The sequence below is a fragment of the Glycomyces dulcitolivorans genome, from assembly GCF_003265355.1.
Taxonomy (GTDB): Bacteria; Actinomycetota; Actinomycetes; order Mycobacteriales; family Micromonosporaceae; genus Glycomyces; species Glycomyces dulcitolivorans.
Genome location: NZ_QFRW01000220.1, coordinates 1 through 8,825, shown reverse-complemented (window position 1 = coordinate 8,825; position 8,825 = coordinate 1). Strand labels below are relative to the sequence as shown.

The 8,825-nt window shown below is 72.0% G+C and carries 10 protein-coding genes; all 10 read right to left on the bottom strand.

All coding sequences use genetic code 11. The features are described from left to right. Positions 1 to 91: 91 nt before the first annotated feature. The gene (locus DI269_RS15150) at positions 92 to 856 is read right to left on the bottom strand and encodes a WecB/TagA/CpsF family glycosyltransferase (RefSeq protein WP_112137246.1); all 765 of its coding nucleotides are present in this window, start codon (positions 854 to 856) and stop codon (positions 92 to 94) included. Continuing rightward, a complete protein-coding gene (locus DI269_RS15145; RefSeq protein ID WP_112137244.1) occupies positions 856 to 1,839 on the bottom strand; it encodes an NAD-dependent epimerase/dehydratase family protein in 984 nt (327 codons plus the stop codon). The genes DI269_RS15150 and DI269_RS15145 overlap by 1 nt, the downstream gene beginning before the upstream one ends. A gap of 39 nt (positions 1,840 to 1,878) precedes the next feature. After that, on the bottom strand, positions 1,879 to 2,835 hold the full coding sequence (locus DI269_RS15140; protein WP_112137242.1) for a hypothetical protein: 957 nt from the start codon (positions 2,833 to 2,835) through the stop codon (positions 1,879 to 1,881). A gap of 33 nt (positions 2,836 to 2,868) precedes the next feature. Then, the gene (locus DI269_RS15135; RefSeq protein WP_112137240.1) at positions 2,869 to 3,357 is read right to left on the bottom strand and encodes a GNAT family N-acetyltransferase; all 489 of its coding nucleotides are present in this window, start codon (positions 3,355 to 3,357) and stop codon (positions 2,869 to 2,871) included. An 18-nt stretch (positions 3,358 to 3,375) separates the two neighbouring features. Continuing rightward, the gene (locus DI269_RS15130; RefSeq protein ID WP_269814168.1) at positions 3,376 to 4,563 is read right to left on the bottom strand and encodes an FAD-dependent oxidoreductase; all 1,188 of its coding nucleotides are present in this window, start codon (positions 4,561 to 4,563) and stop codon (positions 3,376 to 3,378) included. Then, positions 4,560 to 5,633: a prolipoprotein diacylglyceryl transferase gene (gene lgt, locus DI269_RS15125; protein WP_112137236.1), complete on the bottom strand. Its 1,074-nt coding sequence runs from the start codon at positions 5,631 to 5,633 to the stop codon at positions 4,560 to 4,562. Before lgt ends, DI269_RS15130 begins: the two co-directional genes overlap by 4 nt. A gap of 98 nt (positions 5,634 to 5,731) precedes the next feature. Continuing rightward, the gene (trpA, locus tag DI269_RS15120; protein WP_112137234.1) at positions 5,732 to 6,520 is read right to left on the bottom strand and encodes a tryptophan synthase subunit alpha; all 789 of its coding nucleotides are present in this window, start codon (positions 6,518 to 6,520) and stop codon (positions 5,732 to 5,734) included. Then, positions 6,521 to 7,732, bottom strand: coding sequence for a tryptophan synthase subunit beta (gene trpB / locus DI269_RS15115; protein ID WP_112137232.1), 1,212 nt, complete (start codon positions 7,730 to 7,732; stop codon positions 6,521 to 6,523). Between the two features lie 19 nt (positions 7,733 to 7,751). Further along, positions 7,752 to 8,558 carry an indole-3-glycerol phosphate synthase TrpC gene (gene trpC, locus DI269_RS15110; RefSeq protein ID WP_112137230.1) on the bottom strand — a complete coding sequence of 269 codons (807 nt, stop codon included), beginning with the start codon at positions 8,556 to 8,558 and terminating at the stop codon, positions 7,752 to 7,754. Next, on the bottom strand, positions 8,555 to 8,825 hold a 271-nt coding region (locus tag DI269_RS15105; protein WP_198667454.1), incomplete at its 5' end, for a Trp biosynthesis-associated membrane protein. The genes DI269_RS15105 and trpC, both read right to left, overlap by 4 nt.

The following is an 8,825-nucleotide window of genomic DNA, read 5'->3' as shown; positions in this document are numbered from 1 at the left end:
GACATCGGTGGGCCCCCCGGTTTCAACCCTGCCACGGGGGTACGACACCGCCGCCCGGCCTCGTTCGAGGCCGGGCGGCGGTTGGAGTCGTCTAGTCGCGCAGGAACGGCGGGCGCTTGCGGATCTCGCGCAGGTACGCCGGGTTGTTCTGGAAGTAGCGGCGCCAGAGGCGCTTGGGCTCCTTGGTGAGCCGGTAGAACCATTCGAGTCCGTTGCGCTGCATCCACGGCGGGGCCTGCGGGACGAGGCCGGCGTGGAAGTCGAAGGCGGCGCCGACGCCGAAGAGGGCGGGGGCGTTCAACTTGTCGCGGTGCGCGGCCATCCAGCGCTCCTGCTTGGGGGTGGACAGGCCCACCCACACCAGCTGGGCGCCGGAGTCGTTGATGCGCTTGACGATCTCGGCGTCCTCGTCCTCGGTGAGGGGCCGGAACGGCGGGGAGTACATGCCGGCGAACTTGACGCCGGGGATGCGCTCGGCGAGCTTCTCGGCGAGGAGCTCGGGCACGCCGTCCTTGCCGCCGTAGAGGAACGACGACCAGCCGCGCTCGGCGGCCCGCGAGAGGACGTTGAGCATCAGGTCGGGCCCGTAGACGCGGTCCATCCACTCGGCGCCGGCCTTGTGCCCGGCCCACACCATCGGCATGCCGTCGGGCGTGGTCAGCCCGGACGCGTTGTGGATGGCGAGGAGCTCGGGGTCCCGCTGGGACTCCATGACGCCGTGGACGCCGGTGACGCACACGTAGTGGCGCTCGCCGGTCTCGACCCAGCGGGTGACCTCGGCGAGGGCCATCGGCTGGTCGACGGTGGAGACGCCGACGCCGAGGACGTCGACGCGGCGGAGCTTGGGGTCGGCCATTACAGGTTGTAGGTGGCCTTGACCTGGTCGTAGACCCACGCGTAGGTCTTCGACATGCCTTCGCGCAGCGAGATCGAGGGCTCCCAGCCGTAGTACTTCTGGATGAGCGTGTTGTCCGAGTTGCGGCCGCGGACGCCCAGGGCACCTTCGACGTGCTTGAGCTCGATGTCGATCCCGGCGATGTCGGCGACCAGGTAGTACAGGTTGTTGATGGTGGTCAGCTCGGAGGAGCCGAGGTTGAGCGGCTCGGTGACGTCGCCGCGCGTGAACATCTTGGTGCCGTGGACGCAGTCGTCGATGTAGGTGAACGAGCGGGTCTGCTCGCCGTCGCCCCAGATCTCGACTTCCTTCTGCCCGGTGAGCGCCGCGACGGCGATCTTGCGGCAGGTGGCGGCGGGGGCCTTCTCGCGGCCGCCGTCCCAGGTGCCGACCGGCCCGTAGATGTTGTGGTAGCGGGCGATGCGGGTCTCCAGGCCGAAGTCCTCGCGGAAGTGGCGGCACATGCGCTCGGAGAACAGCTTCTCCCAGCCGTAGCCGTCCTCGGCGTCGGCGGGGTAGGCGTCCTCCTCCTTCAGCGGGGCGATGTTCGCCTCGGTCTGCTTGTACCCGGCGTAGACGCACGCGGAGGAGGAGTAGAAGAAGCGGCCGACCTCGGACTCCTTGGCGGCCATGAGCATGTGCGTCGAGGGCAGGACCGAGAGCATGCACAGGGCCTTGTTGTTCTCGATGAAGCCCATGCCGCCCATGTTGCAGGCGAGGTTGTAGACCTCGGCGGCGCCGTCGCCGATGGTCTCGTGGCAGTTGGCGAGGTCGGCGAGGTCCTTCTGGTGGTTCTCCACCTCGGTGTGGACCTGGTACCACTCGTCGAGGGGCTTCACGTCGACGGCCCGGACGGTCTTGCCCTCGGCGAGGAGGCTCGCCACCAGGTGCCCGCCGATGAAGCCACCGGCTCCCGCCACTACCGCGTCCACGCTTGCCGCCATCGTCACTCCTCGGTTGTCCGGGTACGGGGAAGAATTGCTTCAGCCTACCCGCCGCGTTTCGGCCCCCACCAGGCGGGAAATGGGGTCTAAGTCACCGTCAGGGGCAGTTTTCGGGGCGCTGTCGGGCACCGCGGCGAGGAGTTCCGAGGGGGTGACGGCGCGCAGTCCCGGGTCGGGGTCGCCGGTGATCTCCGGCTCGAAGCGGGAGGCGACGCAGTAGAGGGGCACGTCCGGGTCGCCGAGGAGCCGCTTGACGTAGCGCAGGCGCTTGAGCTGGCGCTCGACCATCTTGAACCGCCACCGGACGGTCCCCAGCGCGGCCAGTTCGCCCTTCGCGTCCCAGGCGGACAGTTCGAGGGTCCGCATCTGGCGGTACCGCGGGTCGGGGACGGTGATCCGCGTCGTCGAGGACGCGCCGGCGGCGTCGGCGGTCCATTCGCGGGCGAGGTTCAGGAACTCGGGGCGGGCGACGTACCGGTCGAAGCGGGCCCGGTTCATCCGCCACAGCTTCTCCGAGATGTACCCGCGGCGCCAGCGCGGCAGGTGCGGGCGCAGGACCGCGTAGTGGAAGCGCGCCAAGCGGTCCGTGAACGTCCAGAAGGGATTGTCGGGGTCGAGGGGGTTGGCGGCGGGACTGACGAGGCCCGCGGCTTCGAGGCGCGGCAGGACCGCGTCGATGTCGTCCTCGCCCAGGTGGGTGCCGGCGCGCAGGTCGTAGCGGGTGCGGGGGCGGACGACGACGAGTGCGAGCACGGCGTCGGCGGCCTCGTCGGGCTCCTCGCCGAGGAGTTCGGCGGTGCGGGCGGCGGCGCGTTCGAGGTGGGGGCTGCCGGGGGTGAGGTACCCGGTCATGAGCCAGTCGGCGACGCCGTCGAACCCCTGCGGGAGTTCGGGGCCGAGGAGGGCGGGGTCGGCGCCGGCGACGGCGTGGACGGCCACGGCGGTCTCCGGGTCGGCGATTCCGAGGGAGCGGATCGACTCGCGCAGTTCGTTCATGGTGAGGGCGATGCTACTCGGCTCCTGCGCGTCTCACAGTTCCCGGAACATGAGGTGCATGTCGACCAGGCCCTCTTTGGGGTGGTCGAAGCCGCCGGGGATGAGGGCGAGGGTCCGCATGCCCAGGGAGTGCCAGAGCTTGACGGCGTGGACGTTGGTGGCGACGACGGCGTTGAACTGCATGGCGTGGAAGCCGTCGTCCTTGGCGCGGGCGAGGGCGGCCTCGCCGAGGGCCCGGCCGATGCCGCGGCGCCCGAACGCGGGGTCGACCATGAACCCGGCGTTGGCGACGTGCGCGCCCTGGCCGGGGAGGTTCGGGTGGATCTCGACGGTGCCGGCGACCTGCCCGTCGACGACGGCGACGAGCCGCGAGGCGGGGCGGGGGCGCTCCATCCAGTAGGTGCGCGTCCACGACTCGGTCGTGTCCGGCGGCCACGGGTAGGTCTCGCCCGCTTCGATGACGGGGCGCATGAACGCCCACATGGCGGGCCAGTCGGCGGGGGCGGCGTCGCGGATCTGCATGGGCTCGAAGGTATCGGGTCAGCGGGGCGGCTGCCAGTCCGCGAGGGACGCGGCCTGGCTCTGGACCCAGGAGTCGGGGACGGCGCGCAGGAGGCCGCGGGTGACGCCGCGGCCGCCGGAGGCGATGGTGTGGACGCGGCGCGAGAGCCGGGCGACGCGCTTGAGGCGCGGCAGGCGGGCCCGGTCGTAGGAGGCGAGGGCGTCGGGGACGGACTCGGGGGTGCGGCGCAGGGCCCAGCCGAGGGTGACGGCGTCCTCCAGGGCGAGGCTGCCGCCCTGGGCGAGGATCGGGGCGACCCCGTGGGCGGCGTCGCCCATGAGGACGATGCCGCCGTTCCCGGCGGGCTGGTGGAGGCGGCCGGGGACGGGCCACACGTACCGGACGGACTGCTGGGTGAGTTCGGAGGGCCGGGTGGCGGCGATGTACTTGCCGACGGGCGCGGGCCAGTCGGCGAACCAGCGGTTGATGAGCTCGTGCTGGATCTGCGGGGACTCGGGGCGCATGCCGCCGGGGACGGTGGCCCACCAGCAGGCGCCGGCGTGGCCGAGGTCGCCGTAGCCGAAGCGGCGGCGGTCGGGGCCGTAGATCTCGACGGCTTCGGCGGAGCGTTCGGGGGCGCGGTGGGCGGGGATGGTCCCGCGGAAGACGACGACGCCGGCGTCGACGGTGGGCGAGCCGGGGGCGATGAGCGGGCGGGTCGGGGAGTCGATGCCGTCGGCGGTGACGATGAGGTCGGCGTCCCAGCGGCGGGACTTGTCCCCCGCGGCGAGGTCGACCATGTCGATGCGGTCGACCTGGGTCGCGGGGTGGACCTCGACGCTGTCGCCGAGGCGCGACACGAGCGCCTCGTAGAGCATCGCGTTGTGGACCATGACGGACGGGGTGCCGTCGTCGGCGCCGAGCATGGCGCCGGCGAAGGAGCTGGCCAGGCGGTCCTCGTTGCGGATCTCGAAGCGGTCCACCGGGGTCCCGGCGGCGTCGAGGGTCGCGTCGACCCCGAGCGCGCGCAAAGCGCGCACGCCCGAGGCCCACAGGATCATGCCGAGGTCGTCGCCTTTGAGGCGCTCGCGCCGCTCCAGGAGCGCCACCCGCCAGCCGAGCTTCGACAGCACGATCGCGCTGGCGAGCCCGGCGACGCCGGCGCCGACGACTACGGCTCTACGGTTATGCATCTGCACCTGCCCGGGGGAAGCGGTGTCGGTCAGGCGTCGTCGCGGGGCTTGCCCGCGTCGGCCTGGGGTTCGTCAGACGGCTCGTCGGACGGTTCTTCAGACGGTTCTTCGGACGGCTCGTCGGCGACGCCGTCCTCCTCGGGTCGAGTGTCCTCGGTTTCGTCGCCGTCGGGGGTCCCGTCCTCATCGGCGGGGGCGGTGAGGAGGACGCCCTTGGGCAGGGCGCCGTCGACGTACCCGGCTTCTTTGGCGGCGTCGGAGTCCCAGTCGACGGCGACGCGGTCGGCGCCTTCGAAGACGAAGACCTGGCGCTTGCCGCGCACGAGCAGGAGGTAGGCGAGGGCGAACACGACGACGACGATGCTCACCCACTGGTTGAGGCGCAGGCCCCAGAAGTCCTGGGCGGGGTCGATGCGCAGGCCCTCGATCCAGAAGCGGCCGGTCCAGTACAGGGCCGCGAAGAGGGCGACGCCGCGGCCGGCGCCGAACTTCCAGCGGCGGTCGGCGAGCCAGAGGACGAGGGCGACGGCGAGGAGGTTCCACAGCAGTTCGTACAGGAACGTGGGGTGGAAGGTCGAGTAGTTGGCGTAGCCGGCGACGCGGTGGTCGAGGTCGATGGCGACGGCCCACCAGGCGTCGAGGGGCTTGCCGTACAGCTCCTGGTTGAACCAGTTGCCGAGGCGGCCGATGGCCTGGGCGACGGGGATGCCGACGATGATCGCGTCGGCGACCATGGTGAAGGGGAGTTTCAGCTGGCGGCAGCCGAGCCAGACGCCGACGCCGCCGAGGAGGATCGCGCCGGGGATGCCGAGGCCGCCCTCCCAGACCGCGAGGATCTTCCAGGGGTCGCCGTCGGGCCCGAAGTAGGCGTCGGGGCTGGTGAACACGTGGTAGAGGCGGCCGCCGACGATGCCGAAGGGGACGGCCCAGACGGCGAGGTCGAGGACGGCCCACTCGGGGGCGCCGCGGCGGCGCATGCGGGTCTCGGCGATCCAGCAGGCGACGACGATGCCGGCGATGAGGCACAGCGCGTAGGCGCGGATCGGGATGGGGCCGAGGTGCCAGACCGACTCGGAAGGGCTCGGGATTGAAGCAAGGTCCACGTCGCAAAACCTATCGGGTGGTGGCGGAGCGGCCGGGCGCGGGCCTGACTGCGGGCAGAATCCGGCCCCGCAGACCGGGTCTGCGGGGCCGATGTGGACTAGCGGCGGACGCCTTCGGCGAGGTCCGCGGTGAGTTCGGCGAGGCGCTGGTGCCCGGCCGGGACGTCGTCGGTGTCGAGGTAGCAGTTGACGATCGCGGAGCCGACGATGACGGCGTCGCCGTAGGAGGCGATCTCGGCGGCCTGGTCGCCCGAGCGGACGCCGAGGCCGACGCCGATCGGCAGGTCGGTGTGGGCGCGGGTGCGGCGCACGAGTTCGGGCGCGGCCGCGGAGGTGGCGGCGCGGGCGCCGGTGACGCCCATGACCGACTGCGCGTACACGAAGCCCCGGCACGCCTCCACTGTGGAGGCGATGCGCTCCTCGGTGGAGGACGGCGCGACGAGGAAGACCCGGTCGAGGTCGTGCTCGTCGGAGGCGGCGATCCATTCGCCGGCCTCGTCGGGGATGAGGTCGGGCGTGATGAGCCCGGCCCCGCCGGCGGCCTTGAAGTCGCGCGCGAACGCGTCGACGCCGTAGCGCTCCACCAAATTCCAGTAGGTCATGACGAGGATCGGGACGCGCCCGGAGACGGCCTCGGTGACCTCGAAGACCTGCCGGGTGCGGAACCCGGCGGCGAGGGCCTGGTCGGCGGCGCGCTGGATCGCGGGGCCGTCCATGACCGGGTCGGAGTAGGGCAGGCCCAGCTCGATGATGTCGGCGCCGTGGTCGATCATGATGTCGACGGCCTTGATGGAGTCGGCGAGGGTCGGGAACCCGGCCGGGAGGTAGCCGACGAGCGCGGCGCGCCCCTCGGCCTTCGTCTTCGCGAACGCCGCTTCAGCGCGCATCTAGTGGTCTCCCCGCTTTTCAGAGGCGCCGTCGAAGCCGAAGTACTCGACGACGTTGCCCATGTCCTTGTCGCCGCGGCCCGAGAGGTTCACCAGGACCTTCGCGCCCGGCTCCAGGGACTTCGCGAGGCGCAGCGCCCCGGCGAGGCCGTGGGCGGACTCGATCGCGCAGATGATGCCCTCGGTGCGGGCGAGCTTCTCCAAGGCGGCCATGGCCTCGGCGTCGTCGACCGGCTCGTAGGCGGCGCGGCCTGACGCGGCGAGGTGGGCGTGCTCGGGGCCGACGCCCGGGTAGTCCAGGCCGGCGGAGATCGAGTGGGACTCGATGGTCTGGCCGTCCTCGTCCTGGAGGACGAAGGTGCGGGCGCCGTGGAGGACGCCGATCTGCCCGGCGGTGATGGTCGCGGCGTGGCGGCCGGTGTCGTACCCGTCGCCGCCGGCCTCGAAGCCGTACAGCTTCACGGCCTCGTCGTCGAGGAACGCGGTGAAGACGCCCATCGCGTTCGAGCCGCCGCCGACGCACGCGGCGACGACGTCGGGGAGGGTCCCGGTGCGCTCCAGGAACTGGGCGCGGGCCTCGTCGCCGATGCCGCGGCAGTAGTCGCGCACCAGCTGTGGGAACGGGTGCGGGCCGCCGACCGAGCCGATGAGGTAGTGCGTGTGGTCGACGCTGGCGACCCATTCGCGCAGGGCCTCGTTCATGGCGTCCTTGAGGGTCCGCGAACCGGTCGTGACCGGGACGACCTCGGCGCCGAGGAGGCGCATGCGGGCCACGTTCAGGGCCTGGCGGCGGGTGTCCTCCTCGCCCATGTACACGGTGCACTCCATGCCGAAGTACGCGGCGGCGGTCGCGGCGGCGACGCCGTGCTGGCCCGCGCCGGTCTCGGCGATGATCCGGGTCTTGCCCATGCGCTTGGTCAGGAGCGCCTGGCCGAGGACGTTGCGGATCTTGTGCGCGCCGGTGTGGTTGAGGTCCTCGCGCTTGAGCCAGACCTCGACGCCGGTCTCATCGGAGAGGCGCTCGGCGAAGTACAGCGGAGACGGGAGGTTCCCGTACTCGCGGCCGAGCTTGTCGAGCTCGGCGGTGAACGCCGGGTCGGCGAGCGCTTCGGCGTGAGCCTTCTCAAGCTCGTCGAGGGCGGCGATGAGCGCTTCGGGGACGAACCGTCCCCCGAATTCGCCCCAGTGTCCGCTGGGATCTGGGTTGGGCACGGCTGTCTCCCCTTCGCTTCTAGATCGGGCGCGGCGTGGCCGGGTGCGACCCGGCGGTGACCAGTTCGCGGACGGCGTCGCGCGGGCTCTTCTGCTTGACGACCCCTTCGCCGACGAGCACGGCGTCGGCGCCGGCGCTCGCGTAGCGGATCAGGTCGCGGGTGCCGCGGACGCCGGACTCGGCGACCTTCACGACGTCCCGGGGCAGGCCCGGCGCGATCCGCTCGAACACCGAGCGGTCGACTTCGAGCGTAGTCAGGTCGCGGGCGTTGACGCCAATGACTTTGGCGCCCGCGCGCATGGCCCGGTCGGCCTCGTACTCGGTGTGGACCTCGACGAGCGCGGTCATGCCGAGTCCGGTGATGCGCTCGTGCAGGGACACGAGCGTGTCCTGGTCGAGCGCGGCCACGATGAGCAGGACCAGGTCCGCGCCGTGGGCGCGGGCCTCCAGGACCTGGTAGGGGGAGACCACGAAGTCCTTGCGCAGCACCGGGATCTGGACCTTCGCGCGCACGGCGTCGAGGTCGTCGAGGCTGCCCTTGAAGTAGGACTGCTCGGTGAGCACGCTGATGACCGAGGCGCCGCCGGCGGCGTACTCGGCGGCCAGCACGGCCGGGTCGGGGATGTCGGCGAGCGCGCCCTTGGAGGGCGAGGCCCGCTTGACTTCGGCGATGACGCTCACGCCGCCGGTCTTGAGGGCGGCGTACCCGTCGAGGGGGGCGCGGGCGGCCTCGGCGCGCTCGCGGATGACTTCGATGGGGGTCTCGGTCTGGCGCCGCTCGAGATCGGCGCGGACTTCGGTGATGATCTGCTCCAGCACGTTCATCTACGCGGTCCTTTCTCCTGCGCCGATGCCGTGATAGTAGGCGACGAGGGGTCCTGACCCGAGTCGAGGGCGTTCCACAGCGACACCGGGTCCTCTGCTATGGCGCCTCCCCCTGCGGGGGACGCCTCGTACCGGTCGGTGGCGGGCCAGGCGCCGGCCCGCGCGGTCGTCCAGGCGCCCGCTGCGGCGAGGACGAGCCCCGCGGCGGCGAGCGTGACGGGCCACGGCCCGGAGGTGAGGTGGAGGGCGCCGCCGAGGGCGGCGGCG